General features: G+C 70.0%; 26 protein-coding genes. 13 read left to right on the top strand and 13 right to left on the bottom strand.

All coding sequences use genetic code 11. The features are described from left to right. Positions 1–23 precede the first annotated feature (23 nt). Positions 24–1,610 carry an amidohydrolase gene (locus QQ657_RS16005; protein WP_284742930.1) on the top strand — a complete coding sequence of 529 codons (1,587 nt, stop codon included), beginning with the start codon at positions 24–26 and terminating at the stop codon, positions 1,608–1,610. 4 nt (positions 1,611–1,614) lie between these two features. Here the strand turns inward: QQ657_RS16005 and QQ657_RS16000 are convergent, their stop codons facing one another. Beyond that, positions 1,615–1,935, bottom strand: a complete 321-nt coding sequence (locus QQ657_RS16000) for a hypothetical protein (protein WP_284742929.1) — start codon at positions 1,933–1,935, stop codon at positions 1,615–1,617. Between the two features lie 64 nt (positions 1,936–1,999). Here QQ657_RS16000 and QQ657_RS15995 point away from each other — a divergent pair, with 64 nt between their 5' ends. From QQ657_RS15995 to QQ657_RS15970, 6 genes are all read left to right on the top strand, one after another. Continuing rightward, complete coding sequence (locus QQ657_RS15995; RefSeq protein WP_284742928.1) at positions 2,000–2,440, top strand: GNAT family N-acetyltransferase; 441 nt, start codon at positions 2,000–2,002, stop codon at positions 2,438–2,440. 40 nt (positions 2,441–2,480) lie between these two features. Then, a complete protein-coding gene (locus tag QQ657_RS15990; RefSeq protein ID WP_284742927.1) occupies positions 2,481–3,164 on the top strand; it encodes a metal-dependent transcriptional regulator in 684 nt (227 codons plus the stop codon). A gap of 68 nt (positions 3,165–3,232) precedes the next feature. Continuing rightward, entirely contained in the window at positions 3,233–4,051 is an 819-nt protein-coding gene (locus tag QQ657_RS15985; RefSeq protein ID WP_284742926.1) for an LLM class flavin-dependent oxidoreductase, read from the top strand. 71 nt (positions 4,052–4,122) lie between these two features. Further along, a complete protein-coding gene (locus QQ657_RS15980; protein ID WP_284742925.1) occupies positions 4,123–4,467 on the top strand; it encodes a transcriptional regulator in 345 nt (114 codons plus the stop codon). Positions 4,468–4,513: 46 nt separating this feature from the next. Continuing rightward, positions 4,514–5,572, top strand: coding sequence for an alcohol dehydrogenase catalytic domain-containing protein (locus QQ657_RS15975; protein WP_284742924.1), 1,059 nt, complete (start codon positions 4,514–4,516; stop codon positions 5,570–5,572). 248 nt (positions 5,573–5,820) lie between these two features. Continuing rightward, the gene (locus QQ657_RS15970) at positions 5,821–6,447 is read left to right on the top strand and encodes an alpha-ketoglutarate-dependent dioxygenase AlkB family protein (RefSeq protein WP_284742923.1); all 627 of its coding nucleotides are present in this window, start codon (positions 5,821–5,823) and stop codon (positions 6,445–6,447) included. On the opposite strand, the gene QQ657_RS15965 is transcribed toward QQ657_RS15970, so the two are convergent. Next, a complete protein-coding gene (locus tag QQ657_RS15965; protein WP_284742922.1) occupies positions 6,444–7,022 on the bottom strand; it encodes a winged helix-turn-helix domain-containing protein in 579 nt (192 codons plus the stop codon). The two genes, QQ657_RS15970 and QQ657_RS15965, sit on opposite strands and share 4 nt — an antisense overlap. Before the next feature lie 76 nt (positions 7,023–7,098). Between QQ657_RS15965 and QQ657_RS15960 the strand changes: the two genes are divergently transcribed. The 3 genes from QQ657_RS15960 (at position 7,099) to QQ657_RS15950 (ending at position 8,966) form a co-directional block, all read left to right on the top strand. Beyond that, positions 7,099–7,452: a hypothetical protein gene (locus tag QQ657_RS15960; protein WP_284742921.1), complete on the top strand. Its 354-nt coding sequence runs from the start codon at positions 7,099–7,101 to the stop codon at positions 7,450–7,452. After that, positions 7,445–7,675, top strand: a complete 231-nt coding sequence (locus QQ657_RS15955; RefSeq protein WP_284742920.1) for a hypothetical protein — start codon at positions 7,445–7,447, stop codon at positions 7,673–7,675. Before QQ657_RS15960 ends, QQ657_RS15955 begins: the two co-directional genes overlap by 8 nt. 82 nt (positions 7,676–7,757) lie before the next feature. Then, positions 7,758–8,966 (top strand): FAD-dependent monooxygenase, encoded by a 1,209-nt coding sequence (locus QQ657_RS15950; protein ID WP_284742919.1) that lies wholly within the window; start codon positions 7,758–7,760, stop codon positions 8,964–8,966. Here QQ657_RS15950 and QQ657_RS15945 read toward each other — a convergent pair. From QQ657_RS15945 to QQ657_RS15925, 5 genes are read right to left on the bottom strand one after another with little or no spacing between them, the layout of a single operon-like run. Then, positions 8,939–9,769 (bottom strand): 5-oxoprolinase subunit C family protein, encoded by an 831-nt coding sequence (locus QQ657_RS15945; RefSeq protein ID WP_284742918.1) that lies wholly within the window; start codon positions 9,767–9,769, stop codon positions 8,939–8,941. The two genes, QQ657_RS15950 and QQ657_RS15945, sit on opposite strands and share 28 nt — an antisense overlap. Continuing rightward, entirely contained in the window at positions 9,766–10,377 is a 612-nt protein-coding gene (locus QQ657_RS15940; protein WP_284742917.1) for a 5-oxoprolinase subunit B family protein, read from the bottom strand. The genes QQ657_RS15945 and QQ657_RS15940 overlap by 4 nt, the downstream gene beginning before the upstream one ends. Beyond that, positions 10,374–11,123, bottom strand: coding sequence for a LamB/YcsF family protein (locus tag QQ657_RS15935; protein WP_284742916.1), 750 nt, complete (start codon positions 11,121–11,123; stop codon positions 10,374–10,376). The genes QQ657_RS15940 and QQ657_RS15935 overlap by 4 nt, the downstream gene beginning before the upstream one ends. Before the next feature lies 1 nt (position 11,124). Beyond that, positions 11,125–11,919 carry a putative hydro-lyase gene (locus tag QQ657_RS15930; protein WP_284742915.1) on the bottom strand — a complete coding sequence of 265 codons (795 nt, stop codon included), beginning with the start codon at positions 11,917–11,919 and terminating at the stop codon, positions 11,125–11,127. Between the two features lie 10 nt (positions 11,920–11,929). Beyond that, positions 11,930–13,174: an MFS transporter gene (locus tag QQ657_RS15925; protein ID WP_284742914.1), complete on the bottom strand. Its 1,245-nt coding sequence runs from the start codon at positions 13,172–13,174 to the stop codon at positions 11,930–11,932. 114 nt (positions 13,175–13,288) lie between these two features. Here QQ657_RS15925 and QQ657_RS15920 point away from each other — a divergent pair, with 114 nt between their 5' ends. Then, positions 13,289–14,011: a GntR family transcriptional regulator gene (locus QQ657_RS15920; protein ID WP_284742913.1), complete on the top strand. Its 723-nt coding sequence runs from the start codon at positions 13,289–13,291 to the stop codon at positions 14,009–14,011. Here QQ657_RS15920 and QQ657_RS15915 read toward each other — a convergent pair whose 3' ends face one another. The 6 genes from QQ657_RS15915 to QQ657_RS15890 all read right to left on the bottom strand — a co-directional run bounded on the left by QQ657_RS15915 (position 14,012) and on the right by QQ657_RS15890 (position 22,206). Continuing rightward, complete coding sequence (locus QQ657_RS15915; protein ID WP_284742912.1) at positions 14,012–14,671, bottom strand: DNA alkylation repair protein; 660 nt, start codon at positions 14,669–14,671, stop codon at positions 14,012–14,014. A 247-nt stretch (positions 14,672–14,918) separates the two neighbouring features. Then, positions 14,919–16,283 (bottom strand): ricin-type beta-trefoil lectin domain protein, encoded by a 1,365-nt coding sequence (locus QQ657_RS15910; RefSeq protein ID WP_284742911.1) that lies wholly within the window; start codon positions 16,281–16,283, stop codon positions 14,919–14,921. Continuing rightward, the gene (locus QQ657_RS15905) at positions 16,280–18,139 is read right to left on the bottom strand and encodes a ricin-type beta-trefoil lectin domain protein (RefSeq protein ID WP_284742910.1); all 1,860 of its coding nucleotides are present in this window, start codon (positions 18,137–18,139) and stop codon (positions 16,280–16,282) included. Before QQ657_RS15905 ends, QQ657_RS15910 begins: the two co-directional genes overlap by 4 nt. Continuing rightward, positions 18,136–19,203, bottom strand: a complete 1,068-nt coding sequence (locus tag QQ657_RS15900; protein ID WP_284742909.1) for a ricin-type beta-trefoil lectin domain protein — start codon at positions 19,201–19,203, stop codon at positions 18,136–18,138. Before QQ657_RS15900 ends, QQ657_RS15905 begins: the two co-directional genes overlap by 4 nt. A gap of 77 nt (positions 19,204–19,280) precedes the next feature. Beyond that, positions 19,281–20,507, bottom strand: coding sequence for a family 16 glycosylhydrolase (locus tag QQ657_RS15895; RefSeq protein ID WP_284742908.1), 1,227 nt, complete (start codon positions 20,505–20,507; stop codon positions 19,281–19,283). A 463-nt stretch (positions 20,508–20,970) separates the two neighbouring features. After that, a complete protein-coding gene (locus QQ657_RS15890; RefSeq protein ID WP_284742907.1) occupies positions 20,971–22,206 on the bottom strand; it encodes an ROK family transcriptional regulator in 1,236 nt (411 codons plus the stop codon). A gap of 132 nt (positions 22,207–22,338) precedes the next feature. Here QQ657_RS15890 and QQ657_RS15885 point away from each other — a divergent pair, with 132 nt between their 5' ends. Beyond that, positions 22,339–23,526 carry an ROK family transcriptional regulator gene (locus QQ657_RS15885; protein ID WP_284742906.1) on the top strand — a complete coding sequence of 396 codons (1,188 nt, stop codon included), beginning with the start codon at positions 22,339–22,341 and terminating at the stop codon, positions 23,524–23,526. 206 nt (positions 23,527–23,732) lie between these two features. Beyond that, the gene (locus tag QQ657_RS15880) at positions 23,733–25,403 is read left to right on the top strand and encodes an ABC transporter substrate-binding protein (RefSeq protein ID WP_284742905.1); all 1,671 of its coding nucleotides are present in this window, start codon (positions 23,733–23,735) and stop codon (positions 25,401–25,403) included. The last annotated feature ends 4 nt before the right edge of the window (positions 25,404–25,407 follow it).

The following is a 25,407-nucleotide window of genomic DNA, read 5'->3' as shown; positions in this document are numbered from 1 at the left end:
ATCGATCGATAGTCTCTGTCGACATGCGGGTGGATGCGGTCTACGAGAACGCCACAGTGTGGACGGGCACGGGCATGACCAGCGCGCTCGCCGTGCTGCACGGCCGGGTCGTCGCGCTTGGAGACGACGCTCGCGAGCTGTCCGCGCGCTCGCGGGTCGACCTCGGCGGCGGGTTCGTCGTGCCCGGGTTCCACGACGCGCACAACCACATGGCGTGGTTCGGGATGGGCCTCGACGACGTCGCGCTGGGTGGCTGCCGCAGCGTCGAAGAGGTCTACGACGCCGTCGCCGCGCGGGCCGCGACGCTGCCGGCCGGGAGCTGGGTCGTCGGGAGCGGGTACGACCAGAACAAGCTCGCCGGCGGGCACCCGGACCGGCACGGCCTCGACCGCGCCGCGCCGGGGATGCTCGTGCGGCTCAAGCACACGTCCGGGCACATGACCGTGGTGAACTCGGCCGTACTCGACCAGCTCGACCTGGCCAACGTGCCGGTCGGCGGCGACGTCGTGCTCGACGCGGACGGCTCACCGACCGGGCTGCTGCGCGAGCAGGCCCAGCTGCTGCTGCGGCCGCTGACGTACCCGACGCCGGTTTCGCGCGTCGTCCGCGGGCTCGACCGGGCGTCCGAGCAGTACCTCTCGGAGGGCATCACCAGCGTCCAGGAAGCCGGGATCGGCGGTGGCCTGGTCGGCGAGACACCCGCCGAGCTGGCCGCTTACCAAGAGGCGCGCGACCGCGGCGTCCTGCGCGTGCGCAGCACGGTGATGGTCGCCGCGAGCGTGCTGCACGACCTGCCCGACGACGCCGGCTTCGGCCTCGACCTCGGCCTGCGCACCGGTCTCGGCGACGAGTGGCTGCGCGTCGGCCCGATGAAGTTGTTCGCCGACGGCTCCCTGGTCGGCCGGACGTGCGCGATGCACGAGCCGTTCGACGGCGAGCCGGACAACCGCGGGTACTTCCAGGTGCCCGAGGACGCCTTGGCCGACACGATCCGCCGCGCGCACGAGGCCGGCTGGCAGATCGCGACGCACGCGATCGGCGACCGCGCGATCACGGTCGTGCTCGACGCGTACGAAGCCGCGTTGGCCGCTTCGCCGCGTACGGACCACCGTCACCGCATCGAGCACTGCGCGGTGCTTCAGCCCGCGGAGCTGTCCCGGCTCGCGTCGCTCGGCTTGCTCGCGTCGCCCCAGGGACGGTTCGTCAACGAGCTCGGCGACGGCATGCGCGCCGCGCTCGGTGAGTCCCGCGTCCCGTGGTGCTACCGGCTGCGAAGCGTCCTCGACGCGGGTTGCGTGCTTCCCGCGTCTTCGGATCGTCCCGTCGTGAACGGCGCGCCGCTGCTCGCCCTGGCCGACATGGTGCGTCGGCGCACGGCGTCCGGAGCCCCCTTCGCTCCCGAAGAGGCGTTGACGCCGGAGCAGGCGTTGCGCGCGTACACGTACGGCTCGGCGTACGCGACCTTCGCCGAGCGCGACCTGGGCACGCTCGAACCCGGGAAGCTCGCCGACTTCGCCGTGCTGTCCGGCTCACCCCTGGACGAGTCCGCTTTGGACGACCTCAGCGTGCAAGGCACCGCCGTCGGCGGCGAACTGCGTTATCAAGCGTGATGATTCACCTCCTTCCCACGAACTCGAGTGCTTCTTCCACCAGCGCGGACCAGGGCTGCGTCGACCCCGTGTCCAAAGCCAGCCACTCCTTCATCGGCGTGCCCTTGTTGGCGTCGAACCGGACGCCTTCGCCGCGCTCGACCAGCTCGTCCACCTGCGCTTTCGGGAGCTTGAGCACGAGCTGCCCGCGCACGAACATGCAGAAGATCCGGCCGTTCACGCGCAGCGCCGTGCGCCCGAAGCCACCGGTCGCGCCGGGTGGCGTGATGCCCGGCTGTCCGGTGAACTCGTCGACCAGCGCTTCGAACTTCTCCTCCGGTGACATCGACCACCTCCGCATCCTTCAAGCCCGACAGTAACGACCACCACCGACAGAAACGGGAGGCGAGATGCCCGTCCGCGACGCCGTCTTCGAGGACATCGAAGAAATCTGCACGCTCATCGAAGAGCACGCCGTCTACGAGGACAACCACGACCTCAAGCTCGACCGCGCCGAGATGAGCGGGCACCTCTTCGGGCCGGACCCGAAGGCGTGGGTGCTGATCGCGACCCCGCCCGGGGAGCCCGGCACGGTCGCCGGCTTCGCCTTCTGCAGCTGGAACTTCTCCACCTGGGAGGCCCGCCCCGGAATCTGGCTGGACGACCTGTTCGTCCGCCCCGCCCACCGGCGCTACGGGCTCGGCAGCGAGCTGCTCGACGAGCTCCGCACCCGCACCACCGGGCGCGTCGAATGGGACATGCAGGCGGGCAACGAGAAAGGTGAGGCGTTCTACGCCCAGCTCGGCGCCGAACCCGTCCCCGGCTGGATCCGCTACCGCTGGCGGCCGTGAACTTTCACGTGAAAGATCCCGGCCCCGTATCGTATGCGGCATGGGAGATGGTTCGGTCCGGAGGTCCTCGTCGGTCGAGGACTACGTCCGGGTGATCTACGGCCTGGTCGAGCGCGGGGAGGCGGTCACGAACACCTCGCTCGCCGGCCGGCTGGAGGTCAGCCCGTCCTCGGCGTCGGGGATGGTCACGAAGCTGTCCCAGCTCGGGCTGGTCACGCACGTGCCCTACCGCGGGATCGAGCTCACCGCCGACGGCAGGCTGCTCGCGCGCTCGGTCCTGCGGCGGCACCGCCTGATCGAGACGTACCTGGTGTCCGAGCTCGGCTACACGTGGGACGAGGTCCACGCGGAGGCGGACGCGCTGGAGCACGCGGTGTCGGACCGGCTGATCGAGCGCATCGCGGCCAAGCTGGGCAACCCGGTCCGCGACCCTCACGGCGACCCGATCCCGGCCGCGGACGGCAGCGTCGAGGAGCTCTCGGTCCGCATCCTGGACGACCTCGAGCCGGGCGCGGTGGGCGAGATCGTCCGGGTCTGGGACACCGACCCCGAGCTGCTGCGCTACCTGACGGAGCACGCGATCAACCTGGGCGAACGCATCGAGGTCGTCGAGCGTCAGCCGTTCGGGGGACCGATGGTGGTGAAGGTGGGCTCGCCGCCGGAGGTGGCTACCCATGCCATCGGCAAGGAGATCGCGCAGGCCTTGTCGGTCACCCTGCGCTGAGAGGCGTACGCGCGAGTGACGTCGTGAAGCGGATGTGGTGACACGCCCGCGACCTCGACCATGACCGCATGAAACCCTTCCGTTTCGGCATCGTCGCCGGCTACTCGCCGGACCTCACCTCGTGGACCGCCCAGGCCGAACGCGTCGAGAAGCTCGGCTTCGACACCCTCCTCGCGACCGATCCCGTCGGCACCGCCGATCCCTTCGTCCTGCTCGGGGCCGCCGCCGCGGTCACCCTGGATCTCACCATCGGCACCTTCGTGCTCGCCGACCCCTTCCGGGACGCGCGGGCCCTCGGCTGGCAGGCCCAGACCCTGCACCAGCAGACCGGTGGCCGGTTCGAGCTCGGGCTCGGTGTCGGGCGGCCCGGGGCCAAGGCGCACACCGAAAGCCTCGGACGGGAATTCGGCGAACCGGGTGAGCGCATCACACGGATGGCGGAGACGATCGCCCACCTCAAGCGATCGATCGACCGGCCGCGGCTGGTGCTCGCCGGCGGTGGGCCGAAAATGCTGGCGCTCGCCGCGCAAGAAGCCGACACCCTCACCTTCACCTGGATGCCTAAGACGACCGAAGCCGAAGCCGAGTCCATTGTGGATCGATTCCGTAAGCTGGCTGACGAACGGCTGCCGGACATCGAACTCGGGCTGAACCTGATGGCCGTCGGGGACGAGCCGTCGCCGGGAATCGCGCGGTGGGCCGGGGTCGACGTCCCGGAGCTCGCCGCCGCCGGTGCCGTCACCGTGCTGCCCGCTGATCCAGGTCAAGCGGCGGAAAGACTTCTTCGCTGGCGGGAGCGGTGGGGGATTTCCTACGTCACGATCAACTCCGGCTACGCGGAACCGTTCGCTGCCATCGCCGAAGAGGTGCGGCTCGCAGGTGGGTGAGGGCCCTTCCGATCTTGCGAAGCTGGGCCTACGCTCCAATTTTCGTCTCGGGAGTGCTTCGGAGCGTTGTGATGACCGGTCAGCGAACACGCACCATCGACCGGGGGGAACAGGCGGAGCTGAGCCAGCTGCTCTCCGCCGGGCCGTTCGACGTGGCCCTGCGGGCGGCGATCCGGGCCCGCGGGCTCGGGCTCGACCGGATCCGCTATCGCTTGCGCGGCAGGGGAACCACGGTCAGCCTGGCCACCCTCAGCCACTGGCAGTCGGGGCGGTGCCGGCCCGAACGCGCGGAATCGTTGGAGGCCCTGCGGAATCTCGAGGACATCCTGAACGTGCCGGACGGCTCGCTCAGCAAGCTCCTCGGGCCGCCGCGGGCAAGAACGCGCTTCCACGCTCAGCCGCCGCCGCTCAATTGAGCGGTACCAAGGGAAAACCGCTCACCTGAGCACGTAGGCTCGTGCCATGCGTGCTGTGGTGATGGAAGAATTCCGCGTCCCACCCGTCGTGCGGGACGTGCCGGAACCGGTGGCGCCGCCCGGCGGCGCGGTGATCGAGGTCGACGCCACCGGCGTCTGCCGCAGCGACTGGCACACGTGGCAGGGCCACGACGCCGCGGTGCGGCTGCCGCACGTCGCCGGCCACGAGCTCGCCGGCCGCGTCGTCGCGCTCGGCGACGGCGTGCGCGGGTGGGAGCTCGGCGCGCGCGTCACCGTGCCGTTCGTCTGCGCCTGCGGCACCTGCCCCCAGTGCGCCCGCGGCGACCAGCAGATCTGCGACCGCGAGTTCCAGCCCGGCGCCACCCACTGGGGTTCCTTCGCCGAGCGCGTCGCCATCGAGCACGCCGAGACGAACCTCGTGGCGCTGCCGGACTCGCTCGGCGCCGCCGAAGCCGCCGCGCTCGGCTGCCGGTTCGGCACGGCGTTCCGCGCGGTGCTGCGGCAGGGGCGCGTCACCGCGGGGCAGTGGGTTTCGGTGTACGGCTGCGGTGGCGTCGGGATTTCCGCGGTGCTGCTGGCCGTCGCGGCGGGGGCGAAGGTCGTCGCGGTCGACGTCTCGTCGCTCGCTCTGACATTGGCCGCGAAGTCCGGTGCCGCCCTCACCGTCGATTCGTCGGCCTTCGACGGCCCGGAAGCCGTCGCCGCGCACGTGCGCGAGCTGACCGGCGGTGGCACGCACGTCTCGCTCGACTGCCTCGGCGCGCCGTCGACCTGCGCGGCGTCGGTGGGCAGCCTCCGCAAGCGCGGCCGGCACGTCCAGGCCGGCCTGATGCCGCCCGCGCAGGGCGTCGCGCCGATCCCGATGCACCGGGTCATCGGCGGCGAGCTGGAGCTCGTCGGCATCCACGGGCTGCAGGCCCACGAGTACCCGGAGCTGCTGCGCGTCGTCGAGACGGCGGGGATCGACCTCGCCGGGCTGATCGGGCGCCGGATCGGCCTCGACGACGTCCCGGCCGCCCTGGCCGCGATGAACGACCCGGTGCCGGCCCAGCCCGGCGTCACCGTTGTGACGTTTCGTGACTGATCCGCACCGGCGAGGTCAAGTGACCCGTTCGTAGCTGATCCACGCTGGCTATGTGACATTCACGTGTGCGACTGTCTAGCGATGGTGGCCCAAAGCGAGGGGATCCGGCCGCAGGAGCGTCCCGTTGGTCCATTGGGACGTCTCCTGCGGCTGTTCACCGTCGCCGGTGTCACGTTCCGCGGCCACCACGTCGTCCCGTCGACGAGCACCGACCGTGTGCGGCAGGAGTCTCCGGCACAATCGAGGTGATGGACGCCCTCCTCCCGCGCCCGCGCGCCGAACTCGCGCCCGGTGCCGTCCACGTGCCCGACTGGCTCGGCTTCGACGAACAGCGCGAGCTCGTCGAGGTGTGCCGTGGCTGGCCCGGCTACCGCCACACGACTTATCCCAACGGCGGCGTCATGTCGGTCAAGACCGTCTGCCTCGGCTGGCACTGGTACCCGAACGGCTACTCGCGGACGACCGACGAGGGCAAGCCGGTGCTGCCGTTCCCGGACTGGCTCGGCGACCTGGGCCGCCGCGCGCTCGCGGACGCGTACGGCGAACCGGCCGACGGCTACGAGCCCGACACCGCACTGGTCAACTTCTACGCCGCGAAGACGAAGATGGGGCAGCACCAGGACAAGGACGAGCGGAGCACGGCCCCCGTGGTGTCGCTCAGCCTCGGCGACACGTGCGTGTTCCGCTTCGGCAACACCGAGTCGCGCAACAAGCCGTATACGGACGTCGAACTGCACTCGGGCGACCTCTTCGTGTTCGGCGGCCCGTCCCGGTTCGCCTACCACGGCGTGCCCCGGACATTGGCGGGCACGGCGGATCCGGCGCTGGGCCTGACCGGACGGCTGAACATCACGCTGAGGGTCTCAGGTCGCTAGTCCTCTGTGGATTCCTCTTCCGGCACCACGATCAGCCGGACGGCGAGCGCGCGCGAGCCCGGCGCGTGGTGGCCCGGCTCGGTGACGTACTTCCAGAGCAGGCTCTGGTACTCCTCGACGAACGACGTGATCTGTTCTTTCGTCAGGGTCAGGCCGGCGCGGAAGATCTGGTTCCAGCCCTCGCCGCTGTCGTAGCCCGCGTACGCCCGCGTGACCAGGCCGAGGTCGTGGCTCATCTTGAGCGCGCCGAGCTTGCGCGCGGCGTCGCGCTCGTCCGGCGTCATCTCCAGGCCGGGCGGGGTGTAGATGTCCTTCATCAGCGACTTCCACCAGCGTTCGCGGCCGGTGGAGCGCTCCTCGATCTCCGCGATCAGCTCGAGGTCGGCGAGCCTGCGGAGGTGGTAGCTGGTCGTCCCGGTGCTCTCGCCGAGGGCCTTCGCGACGCTCGTCGAGTTCGCTTCGCCGTGTTTGCCCAGGTAGGACAGGATGTCGCGGCGCACCGGGTTGGCCAGGGCCTTGTAGAAGGCCTTGAGATCCGCGCCGGTGAGGACGCGCCGTTCGGGACGTTCGACCATGGCCGGAGCCTACTACAGAGAATGTTTGCAAAGAATCTCTGCAATCGGCTACCGTGGTCGGCGAACGGGGGTTCGCATGAAAAGACTCTTCTGGGCGGCCGGGTTGTGCCTGCTGCCGTGGATCGTGGTCCTGGGGACGACGCTGCCGGACGGCTATCCGGCCCAGCACTGGCGGCTGGCCTGGACGGGCTTCGACGCGGCGGAGGCGTTCGGCCTGCTCGCCACGGCGTGGCTGCTCGGCCGCGACGACCCGCGGACGCCGTTCGCGGCGATCGGCACGGCGACGCTGCTGCTGGCCGACGCCTGGTTCGACGTCGTGACGGCCGGCGATGATGTCGTGTTTTCGCTGCTCATGGCCGGTCTGGAGGTGCCGCTGGCGCTGGCGTGCCTGTCGGTGGCGGTTCCACAGCGGATGCCGGCGCATGTCTGAGCTGAGCCCGCGGCTGCGCGACGAGATCGACGACCAGGTCGCCGAGGCGCTCGACGCCTACCTGGCCGAGCGGGCACCGCGCCGGGTGCGGCGGGCGTGGCCGGTGGTGGCGACGGTCGTACTGGGGGTCGTCACCACCTGGCTCGCCCCGCAAGCGGCCTGGGCGGCGTGGCTCGCGATCGCGGCCACCAACGTCGGCTGGTCGGTGGCCGCGCGTGGGTGAGCCGGGCCGGATCGTGGGGACCGGTCCCCGGCTCCCGCCGTAAGATGCGGACCCTGACCCGGACGGCGAACAGGGTGGCACGGTGAGCGATACCAGGGTGTTGGTGGCGGGGGCGAGCATCGCGGGGCCCGCGCTGGCCCATTGGCTGCACCGGCGGGGAGCCGAGGTGACCGTGGTCGAGCGGGCTCCCGGGCTACGTCCCGGCGGGCAGGCGGTGGACGCGCGCGGGGTGGCCAGGGAGGTCATCCGGCTGATGGGGCTGGACGCGGCGGTGCGCGCGGCCCGCACCGAGACCGCCGGCGCGCACACCGTGGACGTGGACGGCAACGTGCTGGAGACCTACCGCGCGGACGACGACGGCGGCGACGGGTACATCGCGGAGATCGAGATCCTGCGGGGTGACCTGTCCCAGGTGCTGTACGACGACACCCGCGACGGCGTCGAGTACGTCTTCGGCGACCGGATCGCCGAGCTCACCCAGGACGTCGACGGGGTCGACGTCGTCTTCGCGAGCGGTGACCGGCGGCGCTTCGACCTGGTGGTCGGGGCGGACGGGCTGCACTCGTCGCTGCGGGCGATGGTCTTCGGGCCGCGCGAGCGGTTCATCCGCCACCTGGGTTCCGTGCTGGCCTTCTACAGCGTCCCCAACGAATTCGGGCTGGAACGCTGGATGCTCGACTACCAGGAGGCCGGGCGCTCCGCCGGGTTGCGGCCCCTCCCGGACGCCACCCGGGCGATGGCCATGATGTCCTTCTCCGCGGCGGACTTCGACGTCGACCACCGCGACATCGAGGCCCAGAAGCGCCTGCTGCGCGAGCGGATGGCCGGCTTCGGCTGGCTGACCCCGCGCATCCTCGCCCACCTCGACGACACCCCGGACTTCTACCTGGACCAGATCGCCCAGGTGGTGATGGACCGCTGGTCGGACGGCCGGGTGGCGCTGCTCGGGGACGCGGCGTTCAGCTCGTCGCCGCTGTCCGGCGGCGGCACCGGGCTGGCCCTCGTCGGCGCGTACCTGCTGGCCGGTGAGCTGGCCGCCGCCGGCTGGGACCCGGCGGCCGGGTTCGACGGCTACGAACGGCGGATGCGCTCGTTCGTCGAGGCCAACCAGGAGATCGGCCGGTTGCACGCACTCAGCCGGGACGCCGGACCGGACGCCGGGCCGGCCGAGGAGCCCGACATGGTGGCGCTCACCGACCTGATCGAGCGCGCGGTCAACGGCGCCGAGCTGCCCGGCTACGCCGGAGTGCCGGACTCCCGGGCCTACGCGGGACGGAAGCTCACGGTCTGACCCGGACGCAGCTGGGCCGCCAGGTCCAGGTCGTCCTCCTCGACGACCGCGAGCACCGGGTAGCCGCCGGTCGTCGGGGAGTCCGCGTGGAACAGGATCGGCCGGCCCGAGGGTGGCACCTGCACCGACCCGGGCACGCACGCCTCGGACGGCAGCTCGTCGTGGCGGATCCGCTCGAGCGCGGGGCCGGTCAGCCGGATGCCGACGCGGTCCGAGTCCGGCGAAACCGTGTACACAGTGGACAACAGCCGCTCCGGCGCAGCGAACCAGTCGCGACGCGGTCCCGGCGTGACGCGCAGGACCGGCGCGGCGGGCAAAGCCGCGCGCGGGGCCAGGTCGGCCGCCGGGAAAGCGCCGGGGGTGCCCACCGGCAGCAGCATCCCGGCGGCGAGCGGCGGCGGTCCCAGCTTCCCGAGCGTGTCGGTCGACCGCGAGCCGAGCACCGGCGTCACGTCGATCCCGCCGCGCACCGCGACGTAGCAGCGCAAGCCGGCGGAAGCCGTGCCCAGCACGAGCTCGTCGCCCGGCCACAACGTCATCGGCGCGTTCATGCCGCCCGGCGACACCGGGCACAGCGCGCCGGTCACCGCCACCGTCGTCACGGCCGAAGCGCGCAGCACCAAGCCGCCGAGCGTCACTTCCAAGGCCGCGGCGCCGGGAGAATTCCCGACGAGCCGGTTGGCCAGCCGGTACGACCCGCGGTCCGCGGCGCCGGACCGGCCGACGCCGAGCGCCGCGTGCCCGGGCCGGCCGAGGTCCTGCACCGTCGTCGTGAACCCCGGCCGGACGACTTCGAGCTTCACGCCGTCACCGCCTCGAACCGCACTCGCGTGCCCGGCGGCAGCAGGTTCGGCGGGTCGCGGTCGACGTCCCACACCGGCACCTCCGTCCGGCCGAGCAGCCGCCAGCCGCCCGGCGACGCGCTCGGGTACACCGCGCTGTACTCCCCGGCGATCGCCACCGAACCCGCGGGAATGCGCGTGCGGGGCGTCGACCGGCGCGAAACGTGCAGTGCCGGGTCCGAACCGGACAGGTACGCGAACCCCGGCGCGAACCCGCAGAACGCCGAGACGTACGAACCCCCGCTGTGCCGGGAGATCACCTCGGAGACGCTCAAGCCCGCCTCGGCCGCGACGTCGGCCAGGTCCTCGCCGTCGTACCGCACCGGGATCACCACCTCGGCCGAAGCGGACACTGCACTGTCCACAGGGGACACTTCGCGCAACAGCGCGCCCACGCGGTCGGCGTCCGTCACCGCCGGGTCGAAGCGGACCAGCAGCGTCCGCGCCGCCGGGACCAGCTCCTCGACGCCGTCCGGCTCCAGCGCCGTCAGAGCGGCCTGGAAACCGAGCACGTCGTCCAGCTCCACCAGCACCGCGCGCCGGCCGCACGGCAGCAACCGGACGGTCATCCGGTGAACGCGCCCAGCTGCACGCCCGCCTCGGTCAGCGCCGCCTCGATCCGCCGGGCCAGCTCCACCGCACCCGGCGTGTCCCCGTGCACGCACAGGGAGTCCGGCCGCAGCTCGAGCTTGGTGCCGTCGGCGGTGACGACGCCGCCGGTCGCCATGCCGACCGCGCGCTTGGCCACCAAGTCTGCGTCGTGCAGCACCGCGCCCGGTTTCTTGCGCGACACGAGCTTGCCGTCGGCGGTGTAGGCCCGGTCGGCGAACGCCTCCGCGTACGTCACCACGCCCGCTTTTTCCGCCTGCCGCTGCATTTCCGAGTCCGGCAGGCAGAGCAGCGCGAGCGCGGGGTCGTACCGGCGCAGTCCGTCGACGATCGCCGCGGCCTGCTCGACGTCCACCGCCGCGGTGTTGTACAGCGCGCCGTGCGGCTTCACGTACGTCACGCGGCTGCCCGCCGCGCGGGCGAACGCGTCCAGCGCGCCGATCTGGTAGAGCACCTCGTCCGCCAGTTCGTCCGGCGCGATGTCGAGCGCACGCCTGCCGAACCCGGCCAGGTCGTGGTACCCGACGTGCGCGCCGATCGCGACCCCGCGTCCGGCCGCCAAGTCGCACACCCGCCGCATCACCGACGGGTCGCCGGCGTGGAAGCCGCACGCGATGTTCGCACTGGTCACGATGTCGAGCATGGCTTCGTCGTCGCCCATCTTCCAGGCGCCGAAGCCCTCGCCGAGATCGCTGTTCAGATCCATTTCAGCCCACCCGGTATTCGCTGTCGTGCCGGTCCGTGATGAACATGTACCCCGGCGCGTGGGTGATCGCAAAGGGAGGCCGCGACGCCATCAGCGCCGCCTGCGGCGTGACCCCGCAGGCCCAGAACACCGGGACGTCACCCGGCTGCGCGTCGACGGGATCCCCGAAGTCCGGCCGGGAAAGGTCCTCGATCCCCAGCGCCCGCGGATCGCCGACGTGCACCGGCGCGCCGTGCACAGCCGGCATCGAGCGGGTGATCCGGATGGCGTCGTCGACGCGGTCCTCCGGGACCTGCCGCATCGAGACGACCATCGGCCCGAAGAGCCGTCCGGCGGGCTCGCACTTCCGGTCCGTCACGTACATCGCGACGTTGCGGCCCTGGTCGACGTGCCGCAGCGGGACGCCCTCGGCGGCCAGCGCCGTCTCGAACGTGAAGCTGCAGCCGATGGAGAAGGCGACCATGTCGCTGCGCCACAGGCCCGTCGCGTCGGACACCTCGCCGGCCAGCACGCCGTTCTGCCAGATCCGGTAGCGCGGCAGGTCGGTGCGCAGGTCCGCGCCCGCGGCGAGCCGGGTGGCCGGGTCGCCGGGGTCGGTGACGTCGAGCAGCGGGCACGGCTGCGGGTTGCGGGTGCAGAACAGCAGGACGTCGTAGGCCCAGTCTTCGGGTACGGCGATCAGGTTGGTCTGGGTGAAGCCGTTCGCCCAGCCCGTGGTGGGGCGGGCGGTGCCGCGGCGGAACGCCTCGCGCGCTTGCGCGGGGGTGAACGTCGCGGGTTCGTCAAAGGTCGTCATGAGTTCCCCCTCAGTCGACGAGTTCGATACCCCGGGTTTCCGGAAGCCCCAGCAGGGCCAGTGCGGCGATGCCGTACCCCAGCGCGCCGAACGCGATCGCGCCGCCCGCGCCCAGGAAACCGACCACGGTCGGGAAGATCGCGCCGACCGCGCGGCCGAAGTTGTACGTGAAGCCCTGTCCCGTCCCGCGCAGCGACGTCGGGTACAGCTCGGCCAGGTAGGCGCCGAAACCGCTGAAGATCGCGGACATCGAGAAGCCGAGCGGGAAGCCCAGCACCAGCACGAGCCCGTTGGCGCCCTTGGGGATCTGCGTGTACGCGACGATCAGCGCGGCCGACAGCACCGCGAACGTCAGAAAGGTTTTCTTGCGCCCCATCAGGTCCGTGAGGTAGCCGCCGCAGATGTACCCGACGAAGGCGCCGGTGATGAGGAACGCGAGGTACCCGCCGGTGCCGATCACGGTCAGCTCGCGCGTCTTCTTCAGGTAGGACGGCAGCCACGTCGAGATCGTGTAGTACCCGCCCTGGACACCGGTGGCGAGCAGCGCGGCGAAGAACGTCGTGCGCAGCAGGTCGGTCTTGAAGATCTTGACGAGCGTGCCCTTCGGGCGTTCGGCCTTCAGGCGTTCCTCGGCGCGCGGGGCGTCCTTGACGCTCTTGCGGACCCACAGCACGAACAGCGCCGGGATGACGCCGGTCCAGAACATGATGCGCCAGGCCAGATCGGGGCTCGCCACGCTGAACACGACGGTGTAGACGATCACCGACAGGCCCCAGCCGACCGCCCACGCGCTCTGCACGAACGCCACGGTCCGGCCGCGGTAGCGGGCCGAGGAGTACTCCGCGACCAGCGCGGCGCCGGCCGCCCACTCGCCGCCGAAGCCCAGGCCCTGCAGGGCGCGGAAGATCAGCAGCGTCTCGAAGTTCGGGGCGAACCCGCAGAGCACGGTGAAGATCGTGTACATCGCGATGGTGATCTGGAGCGTGCGGACGCGGCCGATCCGGTCGGCCAGCATCCCGGCCCCGACCCCGCCGACGGCCGACACGACCAGCGTCGTCGTGCCGAGCAGGCCGGCTTCACCGCTCGAAATGCCGAAGTACGCGGTGATCGCGGCCAGGCCGAGCGGCAGGGTCTGGTAGTCGAACGAGTCCAGGCCGTAGCCGCCGAACGCGCCCACGAAGGCGCGCCGCCCGCGTTTGCCGAGCGTGCGGAACCAGTCGAACGGCCGGGCCTCGGTAGCAGTTGTCGCAGTCATGGGCACCTCCTGGCCAGTGTCTCATCGTGGCGTGCCTCACACAGTAGGGATTGTTGAACAATTCCACAAGACATCAATTGGATCGTCCTCAGTGTGACGGGTACCATCCGTGGCGTGGTCATCGAAGACAGTGACGTCCCGGGCCTGGAGGCCGACCGCGGCCTGGTCAGCCGCAAGAGCACGGCCGAGCGGGTGGCCGGCGTCCTGCGCAAGCGCATCGCGGAGGGCTTCTTCCTGCCCGGCGGCCGGCTCTCGGAGCAGGACATCGGCAACGCCCTCGGCGTCTCGCGCAACACGCTGCGCGAGGCGTTCCGGCTGCTCACGCACGAGCGGCTGCTCGCCCACGAGCTCAACCGCGGGGTCTTCGTCCGGATCCCGAGCGTCGAGGACGTCGTCGACATCTACCGCGTCCGCAAGATCATCGAGTGCGCCGCGGTCCGCGGGGTGACGGCCAAACCGGCCACGTTCCCGCGGATCAAGGAGAAGGTCGACATCGGCGACGAGGCCGCGCGCACCGGCAACTGGAAGGACCTCGGCACCGCGAACGTGTGGTTCCACCAGGAGCTGGCCGGGCTGTCCGGCAGCGAGCGCGTCAACGAGCTGGTCGGCAGGCTGACCGCCGAGCTGCGGCTGGTCTTCCACATCATGGCCGAGCCGCGGCGCTTCCACGAGCGCTACCTGCCGCGCAACCACGAGATCCTCGACCGCATCGAGGCCGGCGACGGGCCCGGCGCGGAGCAGCTGCTGATGAAGTACCTCGAAGACGCCGAGGAGCAGCTGGTCGAGGCGTACGCCGACCGCGCCGACGCGGCCCGGGCGGCCGTCGCGGCGGAGTGACTACGCCCGGCGGCGCACGATCTCGCTGATCCAGATCGGCGCGAACGGCGACGTGCAGTTCGGCGGCGTCGGGTAGTCCTTGAGGACTTCCAGGCGTTCGCCGATTCCGATCGCGCGGGCGCGGTGTTCGACGTGTTCGATCCCGATCTGGGCCAGGCAGTGGTTCATCGCCCACTGCAGGCGGCCGGGGGCGTCCTTCATCTCCTTCTCGATGACGTCGAGCAGGCCATCGAGGTCCTCGGGGTGTTTCGCGACGCGCTCGGTGGTCAGCGCCCAGCCGGCGCTCGCGACCACGGGGTCCGGGTCGGCGAACCACTTCTGGCGGAGTTCGTCGGCGTGCGGGCTCTTCTTCACGACGTAGCCGACGAGCCAGTCGTGCACCTTGGGGGTGCGCGCGGTCCGCAGCATGGCGTCCAGCTCGTCGCGCTCGAACGCCTTCGGGCGGCAGATCAGCGTCGCGAGGAGCTTCGCCGCCGTGACGTCGGTGGCCCACAGCTCGCGGGCGAGGTCCTGCTGCGTTTTCAGCTGTTTCGCGACCGCGCGCAGCTTGCTCAGGTTCACGCCGTGGTCGTCGCCGTGCTTTTCGTTCACGGCACGGACCTTGGGGTCCTCGAGCCGCGCCAGCTCGGCCAGCACGTCGTCCACTGTCGGTTCGGCCACGGCGGCCAGTCTAGGGTGCCCGTTCGGGCATCTCTGCCATCCGGATGCACCAAAACCGGCTCCGGGTGGATAACCTCTGAGCGGTTTCGCCGCCGGAGACCCCCAGCGGCCGGCGGAACCACACCGCTGCCGGGCCGGGGCCTCCCCAGTGTCACGGTCCGGCAGCCCGAGCCCCGATGCCGTTAAGGCCACCTTACGGGCGTCTGACGCCCGTAAGGTGGCCTTAACGGCATTTTCGGTACCGGGGTCAGCCGGCGTAGCGGGCGAAGATCCTCGTGAAGTCCCACGCCTGCTGGGAAACGCCCGAACACGTGTCGTCGTTCGGGTAGGCGCCCGGGCAGGGCCGGTCACGGTTCGCGGACCAGAACGTCAGCCGGGCCAGGTGGTGCGTGTTCGCGTAGGCCAGGATCGTGTTGAAGTCGGCTAGCGTGACCGTCTCGCTGTTGTCCGTGATGCCGTTCATCGACGAGATGCCCATGTGCCGGTAGGCCGTGTCGTCGTCGTAGCCGTAGGCCGACTTGACGACGTTCTTGAGGCCTTCCGCCGCGCGCTGCGTGAGCGTGCCCATGTTCTGGCCGGCGCCGCCGAAGTCGAACGGCATGATGACCCAGCCGTCGACCGTGAGCCCGGACTGCGCCGCGCGGTTCACCAGGCTGTTGTCCGGACCGGACTGACCGGTGCCGAACGTGACGTACAGCTTGATGCCCGCGTTGTTCGCCCGGATCGTCTTCAGCGCGTCGACCGTGCGCTGCTGCACCGTCGGGTTGCTGTAGGCGTCGGCCTCGATGTCGATGTCGATCGCCTTGAGGCCGTAGGCGTTGATCACCTTCTGGTAGCCCGCCGCCAGCTCACCCGCGCTGCCGCACGACGACTCCAGCTTGTTGCCGGAGTAGCCGCCGAACGACGGGATGACGTCGCCGCCGCCCGCGCGCACCGCGTTGATCGTGTTCTGGTCGACGCCGCCGGTGAGCGCGCGCCCGCCGTCCCACATCGGGTTGCAGTAGCCGTTGGACAGGATGAACGCCAGCGTGAACCACTTGACGCCGGTGGCGTTCTGGATCGTCTGCGGGCTCGGCGGGTTGCCCCAGCCGTTGTAGAGGTACGGCGCGACGGCCATCACGCCCGGGCCGGTCGGCGGGGTGGTGCCGCCGCTCGGGAGCGTCCACTGCTGGTTGGCGCTGGTGGCGCACGTCCAGATCTGCAGCCGCGTGCCGTTCGCACTGGAGTTGCCGGTGGCGTCGAGGCACTTGCCCGACCCGGTGTTGACCAGGTTCTTCGCCGCGTTCGCCGTCCACTTCTGGGCGTTGGAGCCGTTGCAGTCCCAGAGCTGGATCGGCGTGCCGTTGGCCGTGCCGGCGCTGGTGACGTCGAGGCACTTGCCCAGCGCCTGCAGGGATCCGTCGGACCCGACCGTCCACTGTTGAGCGTTCGAGCCGTTGCAGTCGTAGAGCTGGATCGCCGTGCCGTTGGTGCTGCTGGCCGCGTTGACGTCGACGCACTTGCCGCCGAGGCCGGTGATGGGCCCGGTCGCCGCCTGCGCCGCGCCGGGGAGGAGGACCACGGCGGACGCGGCGATCAGGCCGCCCACCGCCGCCAATACTCGGTTCCTCATGCGGGCACACTCCACTTCTGGTTGGCCGCGCCGGTGCAGGTCCAGATCTGCAGCCGGGTGCCGTTCGCACTCGAATTGCCGCTCGCGTCGACGCACTTGTTCGACGCCGAGCCGACGAGGTCCTTGGCCGCGGTCGCCGCCCATCTCTGGTTGGCCGTCCCGCCGCAGTCCCACAGCTGCAGCTGCGCACCGTCCGCTGTGGACTGCCCGGTGACGTCGAGGCACTTGCCCAGCGCGCGGATCGTGCCGTCGGTGCCGACCGTCCACTGCTGCGCGGTCGAACCGTTGCAGTCGTAGAGCTGGACCGCGGTGCCGTTGGCGCTGCTCGCGCCGGCGACGTCGACGCACTTGCCGCCGAGGCCGGTGATCGGGCCGGTCTTGCCGGTGCCGCCGCCGCTGCCCTGGTTGCCGGCCCAGGTGAACGTCGCCGACGTGTGGCCGGGCAGGGTGTAGGTGAACGAGGAGTTGCCCCAGTTCACCCGCACGCTCTGGTTGCCGGTGCTGGTGTTGTACGCGATGAGTGCCTTCGAACCGTCCGGGTTCTTCCAGGCGACGTTGCGTACGGTCGAGTTGTCGTTCGAGTCGATCCGGTACGCGCCCGGCTTCACGAACTTCGTGAGGTGACCCATCGTGTAGTACTCGACGGTGTAGTCGACCTGGCCGTTGCGCCCGTCTCCGTTGTGGACGGTCACCAGGCCGGTGCAGGTGTCACAACCGCCGTTGTGCGGGTTGTGCGCCTGGTCCATCGCCAGGCTCCACTTGGTGACCGTGCGGCTCCAGTTGCGCGTGTAGTCGACGATGTTCGTCATGTCCTCGGCCTGCTGGTTCGACACCCAGGTGCCGCCCGAGTGCTCGGTCGAGTACGCGTTGACGCTCGGGTACTGGTTGTGCACGGTCGTCTGCTGCGAGACGTTGCCGCCGTAACCGTGCCACGCCATGCCGCCGAAGTTCGGGTCGTTGCGGATGGCGGCGTCGTCCATTGTGGGCGCCGCGAAGGACTGGTACTGGTCCCAGTTCCAGTCCAGCGCGAGGACCTTTGTGGACAGTCCGGCGCTGTGCAGCGCGGGCAGCAGGTTGGTCTTGGTGAAGTACGCCAGGCCCGCGCCGTTCCAGTTGGTCGACGGGTAGCTCGCGCAGCACGTCGGTTCATTTTGGACGGTCAGGTAGTTGATCGGCACGCCGGCGGCCTGGTAGGCCTGGACGTACTTGACGAAGTACTGCGCGTAGGCCGGGTAGAACTGCGACTCGACCCAGCCGAGCAGGTAGCTGTCGTTGTCCTTCATCCACGGCGGCGCGCTCCACGGCGAGGCCATGACCTTGATCTGCGGGTTGAGCTGCAGCGCCTGCTTGGTCAGCGGCAGCACGTCCGCCTGGTCGTGCGCGATGGAGAACTTCGCCAGGTTCGGGTCGGTCTGCCCGGCGGGCACGTCGTCGAACGTGTAGCTGTTGCGCGCGATGTCCGACGCGCCGATCGGGTTGCGCAGGAAGCTGATGCCGATGCCCGCGTTGGGGTCGAACAGCTTCTGCATCACCGAGTTGCGGGTGCTGGCGCTGAGCAGGTTGCTCGAGTTGAGCAGCCACGCGGCGGAGTCGGTGAACGACGCGCCGGCGCCCTCGAACTGCTGGTAGGTGGTGTTTTCGTTGACGTTGATGGTCTGGCCGCCGGTGCCGGTGCCCGCGGTGAAGCTGATCGGCGTCTGCTGCTGCAGGCCACGGGTGACGTTGACGCCCTTGGCGTCGTCGGTCGTGGTGAGCCAGACGTTCACGGCTTCGCCCGCGGCCTGCGCGGGAACCGCGAAGGCGGCCGCGGCGAGCGCGGTCACGCCCAGCAGGGAAAAGAGAGAGCGTTTTCTCATGGGAGCGTCCACTTCTGGTTCGCGCCGGACCCGCAGGTCCAGATCTGGAGCCGGGTGCCGTTGGCGGAGCTGTTGCCGGTGGCGTCGAGACACTTGCCGGAGCCCGCGTTGACGAGGTTCTGCGAGCCGTTCGCCGACCACTTCTGGGCGTTGCTGCCGTTGCAGTCCCACAGCTGGACGGTGGTGCCGTTGGCCGTGCCCGCGCTGGTGACGTCGAGGCACTTGCCGAGCGCGCGGATCGTGCCGTCGCTGCCGACTGTCCACTGTTGAGCGGTGGTGCCGTTGCAGTCGTAGAGCTGGACGGCGGCGCCGTTGGCGCTGCTCGCCGCGTTGACGTCGACGCACTTGCCGCCGACGCCGGTGATCTGCCCGCCACCGGCGGGCGGCGGGGTGGTGGTGCCGCCGGCGAACTGCGTCGCGACCTGCTCGCCGAGACTGGTGGCGTTGTTGTGGTTCTCGATCGGGTTGACGTGCGTGTTCGGGAACACGATGTACGTCACCGGGCCTTCGGTGCCGCCGTTGCTCGGGTCGGGGTTGATGCCGAGGTTGACCGCGGTGGCGTAGGAGGCCTCACCGATGATGCTCGTCGGCCCGGTGTCGCCGACCACGGCGTAGGTGACCTGGTTGTTGTAGATCACCGCCACGACCGAACCGCCGTCGATGCCGTAGTTGCGGTAGTCCCATGTGGACGTCGGCTGCGGCAGCACGATGTAGGGCAGCTGGGCCGCGTTGAGCGGCTGGTCGGTCGAGGTGTGGAACGCGGTGTCCGGGTAGAAGCAGCAGTCGGTCTGCTCGTTGCACTGGGAAGTACGGACGCCGTCGCAGTCGATGTCCATGTCGGCTTTGAAGAACACCGCGCCGTTGGCCTGGCAGACGGGCACGGTCGCCGCGCCGCCTTCGTCGAAGGAGTACTTGCCGTTCGAGATCTGCTGGCAGGATGTCGTCTTCGCGAGCAGCTGGCTCGCGGACGGTCCCGCCTCGACGGCGGCTTGGGCGGAGCCGGTGGTCAGGAAGGAAAGCGCTAACAGGGCACACCCCATTAGCGCGACGAGGAATCGCCGCACTTGAATTCTCCTTGTGGGGGAAGGAAATAGTGCCGGGCAGGCGGACCGGGCGGGGCCCGCCTACCCGAGGTGGTGGATCAGGGAGTGGTCCACTTCTGGTTGGCGCCGCCGCCGCAGGTCCAGATCTGCAGGCGGGTGCCGTTCGCACTGGAGTTGCCGGTGGCGTCGAGGCACTTGTTCGCGTTGGGGTTCACGATGTCCTTCGCCCCGGTCACGACCCATTGCTGGGCGGCGGTTCCGTTGCAGTCGTAGAGCTGCACCGGTGTCCCGTCGGCGGTTGCGGCGGCGTTGACGTCCATGCACTTGCCGAGCGCGCGGATCGTGCCGTCGGTGCCGATGGTCCAGTTCTGCGCCGCGTTGTTGTTGCAGTCGGTGATCTGGATCGGCGTGAGGTTGGCGGTGCTGGCCCCCGCGACGTCGACGCACTTGCCGCCGATGCCGGTGATCCGCCCGGTGCGCCCGGACGGCGGGGTGCCGCCGCCGGTGTCGTTGGTGACGTGGACGTAGTCGACGACCAGCTGCTGCGGGAACTGCGTGCTGCTGTTGGGGTCGCCGGGCCAGTACCCGCCGACGGCGAGGTTGAGGATGATGAAGAAGTTGTGGTCGTAGACCCAGCGGTTGCCGTTCAGGTCGGACGGCGTGCGCGTCTGGTAGAGGTTGCCGTCGACGTACCACTTGATCTGGTTGGGCGACCAGTCGACGGCGTAGGTGTGGAAGTCGTCGGAGAAGTTCGGGCCGTTGTAGGCCGCGCCGATGCCGCCGGAGCCGGAGTAGCCGGGGCCGTGGATGGTGCCGTGCACGGTGTTCGGCTCGAACCCGACGTTCTCCATGATGTCGATCTCGCCGTCGGTGGGCCAGTTGCCGCCGCCGAGCATCCAGAACGCCGGCCACATGCCCTGCCCGCGCGGGAGCTTCATGCGCGTCTCGAAGTGGCCGTAGGCCTGGCTGAACTTGCCGGCGGTGTTCATCCGCGCGGAGGTGTACTCGCAGCGGCCGTACCAGCAGTTGTAGTTGCCGGGGTTTTCCTTCTTGGCGGTGATGACGAGGTGGCCCTGGCCGTCGAGCTGGGCGTTGTTGGTGCCCGACGTGTAGTACTGCCGCTCGTGGTTGTTGACGTTGTCGCCGGTTTCGAGCTGCCACTTCGACCCGTCGACGGCGGACCCGGCGGGCCCGTTGAAGTCGTCGGTGAAGGTGGCCGCGGCCTCGGCGGTGGGTGCGCTCAGTGCTTGCTGCCCGACGAACAGCAGGGAGGCAGCGGCGAAGAGGGCTGCTGCTCTTCGGAATTTGCGGAACGAGGTGGACATCTTTGTCGCCTCTCTCACCAGGGGGACCGGCGTTCCGCGCGCAGCACGAAACGCGGGAGGGGGAGGTGGCCTCGCATGCCGGGGCGGCGGCAGGCGCGACCGGGCTTCGCGACCCGGGGCGGGGGGATGGGTCGCCAGTTGGTTCAGACCTTTGTTGTGCCTGGCAACAAAGTATGCATGGTCCAGACAAGCCGGGCAACCGTCGGGCGGTCATTTTTTTTCAACCCGAATTAAGGGTGGGTGGGTGACGGGCTCTCGCTGCTTTCGCGGGCGGCTTGGCTGGTGAGCCGGTTCCCGCTCAGTGGGGCACGGGGTCTGTCCACAGGGTTGGCGAGTTGTGGACAGGTGAGCAGTCGGCGCGGGCTTTGCCGGGGCTCTGTCGGGCGCCGCCGATACGCTGGAGCGGGGATGGACCCCCTGGGAGGGCGGGCCCTGCTTGGGGGCCGCGGAGCTGCGAACCGCCTCAGGCCGCGTCGGAGTCCGAGGCCCCCGGCTTCACGGCCCTCGATGTCGCTCCCTGGTCGAGCAGGTCCGCTACCGGTAGCGTTGCCGCCCCTGTCGCCACCGCGTCCAGGCCCAGTGAGCCCAGCTGGATCGATGTCTGGCTGAACGGGTGCCTCAGAGCGTGCTCGCCCGCCGCCTCGCGGATTCTCGGTAGCAGTAGCTCGCCCAGGGCCAGCCCTGCCCAGCCGCCGATCACGATGCGCTCCGGGTTGAACAAGTTGATCAGGTTCGCGATGCCCGCGCCGAGGTAGCCGGCCGTTTCGTCGAGGACGCGCGCCGCCGTCTTGGACTTGGGTGCCGCCTCCAGCAAGGCCGCGAACTGGGCCTGCTCGTCCTCGCCCGGGACCTCCTTACCGCGCACCCGCCGGTACCGGGCCAACACCCCGCCCGCGCCGATGTACGCCTCCAAGCACCCGCGCGCGCCGCAGCGGCAGTCGTTGCCGCCGTACGCGATCGTCGTGTGGCCCCACTCGCCCGCGCTGCTCGTCGACCCGCGGTACGTCGTCCCGTCCGTCACCACCGCCGCGCCCACGCCCGAACCGATCAGCGCGATCACCGCGTGGCGCGCCCCGCGGCCGGCGCCGAACCACATCTCCGCCTGGCCCTGCGTCTTCGCGCCGTTGTCGACGAACAGCGGCAGCCCCACGCCGGCGTCGCGCAGTAGCGAAACCAGGGGCACCGCCTCCCAGCCGACCGTCGGCGCGTGCACCAGCACCCGCGACCCCTGCTCGACCATGCCCGGCACGCCGATGCCGACGCCCAGCACCGCCGAGTCGTCGATGCCCGCGCTCGCGAACACCTCCCGCAGCCCGGACGTCACCTGCTCGACCGCCGTCGCCGGGTCCGGGGCCTTCGGCAGCGGGTGCTCGACCGTCGCGAGGCGGTTCATCGCCAGGTCGAACAGCTCGACCTTGACGCCCGTTTCCCCGATGTCGACGCCCGCGACGTGCCCGTACGCCGGGTCGACGCGCAGCAGCACGCGCGGCCGGCCGCCGTCCGACTCGACCTGGCCCGCTTCCGTGATGAGCCGTTCTTCGCCCAGTTCGGCGGTCACGTTGCTGACCGTCGCCGCGCTCAATCCGGTGAGCTGGCTGAGTTCGTGCCGCGACAGCGGGCCGTCGAAGTACAGTTTCGACAGCAGCAGGGAACGGTTGTGCCTCCGCAGGTCACGGACGGTGGTGCGCTTGCTCGCCATGGGCAACCCATCTGAACTCTTACCGGCTCACTGACAGAATGCCTGATCACCGTAAGTTGTGGCTATGTATTAAGTGGTGAACTAAGTCCCGAACTGATGGTCGCACGGCCGGTGTCTGGCACAATCCCCCCGGTGACCCAGGTGGTACGCCAGACAACGAGAGACCTCCGACGGCACAACCGCGCGGCGCTTCTTTCCTCCCTCTACCTCCGCGGCCCCGTCAGCAGGCTGGAACTAGTAGCTGAATCGGGACTATCGGCCGCCACCGTTACGAACGTCGTCTCGGAGCTCATCGCCGACGGCGTCGTCGCGGAGGCCGGCTCGGTCGAATCCGACGGCGGACGGCCCCGGACGCTGCTGGCCGTCCGGCCGGACTTCGGGCACGTCGTGGGGGTCGACGTCAGCGAAACGCACGTCGAAGTCGGCCTGTTCGACTGCGCGCTCGGGACGCTCGGCACCGTGCGTCACCCGCTCGTCGGCACCCGACTGGATCCGGACGAAGTCGCCGGTTTGGTGCGAACCGGCATCGCGGAAGTGCTCGAAGGCGGCGAACCGCACTCGGTGTTCGGCGTCGGCATCGGCGTGCCCGGCGCGGTCCGCGACGGCGGGATCGTCCACGCGCCCACCCTCGGCTGGCGCGGTGTGGCCTTCGCCGACCTAATCCGCCCGCACATCGAGGCGCCCCTCCACCTCGACAACCGAGCCCGCACGCTCGGCCAGGTCGAAACCTGGCGCGGGGCCGGCCGGGGTGCCGACCGCGCCATCGTCGCCCTGCTCGGCGTCGGGGTCGGGGCCGCCGTCGCGACGGCCGGGCGCTCGCACCCGGACATCACGACCAGCGAGTGGGGCCACACCGTCGTCAAGGCGGCCGGGGCGGCCTGCCGCTGCGGCTCGCACGGCTGCCTGGAGGCCTACGTCGGCATCGAAGCGGTCGTCCGCCGCTACGCCGAGCGCGTCGGCAAGGAACCGGTCATCGGGGATGAAAGCGACGCCGAGCTGGCTCGCATCGTCGCCGAGGCGGCGGTCGAAGGCCCGGCTGCCGACGTGCTCGCCGAGGCCGCCGAGTACCTCGGGATCGGCATCGCGAACCTGATCAACCTGCTCAGCCCGGATCGGGTGGTGCTTTCCGGCTCCGCGGGGGCGATCATGGGACCGGCGATCCTGCCCGCCGTGCGCGACGCGGTGAGCCGGCACGCGCTCGACTACCTGGCCGGGCGCACCGAGGTCGTCCTCGGCCGGCTCGGGCCGGAGGCGGTCGCGCTCGGCGCGGCCACCCTGCCCATCGCGCAGTTGCTCGCAAACGGTGGCCGGACCGGCTGAAACCCTTGCGTCGCAAGGAGTAGTGCCCCCGACAGGTCCAGACCGCCAGTTCTTTTATTACTTAAACTTAGGCACAAAACGTTACCGCCGTGTTATTGACGTGACCCGAGTCACCCGGGTTGACTTCTGGGCGTCGTTCGGTCGCCGGCGGTCGGGGCTCGCTACCAGTCGACACCAGGCACGTCGTCGATGACCAGGAGGAACCGATGCGAGTCAAGCGCTCCATCGTCGCAGCGCTAGTGGCAGTGATGGCCCTGGGTGGCCTGACCGCGTGCGGGAGCAGCAGCTCCGACGCAGGTCAGAGCAACCCGGACGCCGTGCTCAACGTCGGCAAGCCGGACGGCCCGCAGTCGGAGAACAACAACCCGTTCCTCGAGACGTCCGCCCTGTCCAACATGGGCTACCGGTGGATGATCTACGAGCCCCTGGTCATGCACAACCGCGTCAAGCCGCAGGAGCCCGGCAAGCCCTGGCTGGCGACGAAGTGGGACTGGTCGGACAACTACAAGAAGCTGGTCCTGACCGTCCGTGACGGGGTCAAGTTCTCCGACAACCAGCCGATGACCGCCGAGGACGTCGCCTACACGTTCCAGCTGCTGCGCGACAACAAGGCGCTGAACGTCGACGCCGTCCCGTACAAGGACATCACCGCGGCCGGCAGCCAGGTGACGCTGGGCTTCGAGACCTCCCAGTTCGTCAACCAGCTCAAGATCCTGCAGACCCTCGTCGTGCCGAAGCACGTCTGGCAGGGCATCAAGGACCCGGCGCTCGACACCGTGAAGAACCCGATCGGCACCGGGCCGTACACGCTCAAGTCGGCCACGCCGCAGACGATGATCGTCACCCGGCGCGACAGCGGCTACTGGCAGGAAACGCCGAAGGTCAAGGAGATCCGCTACACCTCCTACACCGACAACAACGCGCAGGTCGCGGCGCTGGTCAGCGGCGCATCGGAGTGGAGCTTCGTCTTCATCCCGAACTACAAGGCCGTCTACACGAACAAGGACCCGCAGCACTACAAGCTGTGGTTCCCCGCGCAGCTGGCCGTCCACGGCCTGTGGTTCAACACCGAGAAGGCCCCCTGGAACGACGCCAAGCTGCGTCAGGCGGTCAGCAAGGTGATCAACCGCGACGACATCTTCAACCAGGGCGAGGCGGGCTACTTCTACCCGAAGAACGACCAGGTCACCGGCATCCCGACGCCGGCGGGCGACTCGTTCATCGCGCCGCAGTACAAGGGCCAGACGGTCAAGGTCGACGTCCCGGGCGCCAAGGCGCAGCTCACCGGCGCCGGCTACAAGTTCAACGGCGACAAGCTGACGGACCCGAGCGGCAAGCCGGTCACCCTCAAGCTCACCGTGCCGTCGGGCTGGTCGGACTACATCACCGACCTCGAGATCATCAAGGACAACCTGTCGCAGATCGGCATCACCGCGACGGTCGAGAAGATGAACCAGGACGCGTGGATCAAGTCGGTCGACACCGGTGACTTCGAAGGCCTGATGCACTGGACCAACGACGGTGCGACGCCGTACGACATGTACCGCGACGTCATGGACGGCACCCGCTACAAGCCGACCGGCCAGGGTGGCATCAACGGCAACTACGGCCGCTTCAAGAACGACGAAGCGACCAACGCGCTCGCGACCTACGCCAACGCCGAGGACGACGCTTCCCGCACCGCCGCCATGGCGACGCTGCAGAAGATCATGATCGACCAGCAGCCGATGGTCCCGACCTCGGCGGCCAACTCCGGCGGCGAGTACAGCACGAAGAACTGGGTCGGCTGGCCGGACGAGGCCAACCCCTACGGCCCGGCGCAGCCCACCCTGCGCAACGCGCTCGACATCGTCCTGCACCTGAAGCCCGCGGTCTGATGGC

The organism is Amycolatopsis ponsaeliensis, from assembly GCF_030182635.1.
Taxonomy (GTDB): domain Bacteria; phylum Actinomycetota; class Actinomycetes; order Mycobacteriales; family Pseudonocardiaceae; genus Amycolatopsis; species Amycolatopsis ponsaeliensis.
Note: the sequence above shows the minus strand (reverse complement) of the source record. Positions and strands in the feature narration are given on the sequence as shown.

What these genes read in the sequence shown, in the direction of transcription:
- QQ657_RS15960 (WP_284742921.1), top strand. Translation starts at nt 7,099, where the DNA reads ATGAAAAGACTCTTCTGGGCGGCCGGGTTGTGCCTGCTGCCGTGGATC.
- QQ657_RS15935 (WP_284742916.1), bottom strand. Translation starts at nt 11,123, where the DNA reads ATGGATCTGAACAGCGATCTCGGCGAGGGCTTCGGCGCCTGGAAGATG.
- QQ657_RS16000 (WP_284742929.1), bottom strand. Translation starts at nt 1,935, where the DNA reads ATGTCACCGGAGGAGAAGTTCGAAGCGCTGGTCGACGAGTTCACCGGA.
- QQ657_RS15910 (WP_284742911.1), bottom strand. Translation starts at nt 16,283, where the DNA reads ATGAGGAACCGAGTATTGGCGGCGGTGGGCGGCCTGATCGCCGCGTCC.
- QQ657_RS15905 (WP_284742910.1), bottom strand. Translation starts at nt 18,139, where the DNA reads ATGAGAAAACGCTCTCTCTTTTCCCTGCTGGGCGTGACCGCGCTCGCC.
- QQ657_RS15880 (WP_284742905.1), top strand. Translation starts at nt 23,733, where the DNA reads ATGCGAGTCAAGCGCTCCATCGTCGCAGCGCTAGTGGCAGTGATGGCC.
- QQ657_RS15925 (WP_284742914.1), bottom strand. Translation starts at nt 13,174, where the DNA reads ATGACTGCGACAACTGCTACCGAGGCCCGGCCGTTCGACTGGTTCCGC.
- QQ657_RS15940 (WP_284742917.1), bottom strand. Translation starts at nt 10,377, where the DNA reads ATGACCGTCCGGTTGCTGCCGTGCGGCCGGCGCGCGGTGCTGGTGGAG.
- QQ657_RS16005 (WP_284742930.1), top strand. Translation starts at nt 24, where the DNA reads ATGCGGGTGGATGCGGTCTACGAGAACGCCACAGTGTGGACGGGCACG.
- QQ657_RS15985 (WP_284742926.1), top strand. Translation starts at nt 3,233, where the DNA reads ATGAAACCCTTCCGTTTCGGCATCGTCGCCGGCTACTCGCCGGACCTC.
- QQ657_RS15990 (WP_284742927.1), top strand. Translation starts at nt 2,481, where the DNA reads ATGGGAGATGGTTCGGTCCGGAGGTCCTCGTCGGTCGAGGACTACGTC.
- QQ657_RS15995 (WP_284742928.1), top strand. Translation starts at nt 2,000, where the DNA reads ATGCCCGTCCGCGACGCCGTCTTCGAGGACATCGAAGAAATCTGCACG.
- QQ657_RS15975 (WP_284742924.1), top strand. Translation starts at nt 4,514, where the DNA reads ATGCGTGCTGTGGTGATGGAAGAATTCCGCGTCCCACCCGTCGTGCGG.
- QQ657_RS15895 (WP_284742908.1), bottom strand. Translation starts at nt 20,507, where the DNA reads ATGTCCACCTCGTTCCGCAAATTCCGAAGAGCAGCAGCCCTCTTCGCC.
- QQ657_RS15965 (WP_284742922.1), bottom strand. Translation starts at nt 7,022, where the DNA reads ATGGTCGAACGTCCCGAACGGCGCGTCCTCACCGGCGCGGATCTCAAG.
- QQ657_RS15980 (WP_284742925.1), top strand. Translation starts at nt 4,123, where the DNA reads ATGACCGGTCAGCGAACACGCACCATCGACCGGGGGGAACAGGCGGAG.
- QQ657_RS15970 (WP_284742923.1), top strand. Translation starts at nt 5,821, where the DNA reads ATGGACGCCCTCCTCCCGCGCCCGCGCGCCGAACTCGCGCCCGGTGCC.
- QQ657_RS15890 (WP_284742907.1), bottom strand. Translation starts at nt 22,206, where the DNA reads ATGGCGAGCAAGCGCACCACCGTCCGTGACCTGCGGAGGCACAACCGT.
- QQ657_RS15955 (WP_284742920.1), top strand. Translation starts at nt 7,445, where the DNA reads ATGTCTGAGCTGAGCCCGCGGCTGCGCGACGAGATCGACGACCAGGTC.
- QQ657_RS15930 (WP_284742915.1), bottom strand. Translation starts at nt 11,919, where the DNA reads ATGACGACCTTTGACGAACCCGCGACGTTCACCCCCGCGCAAGCGCGC.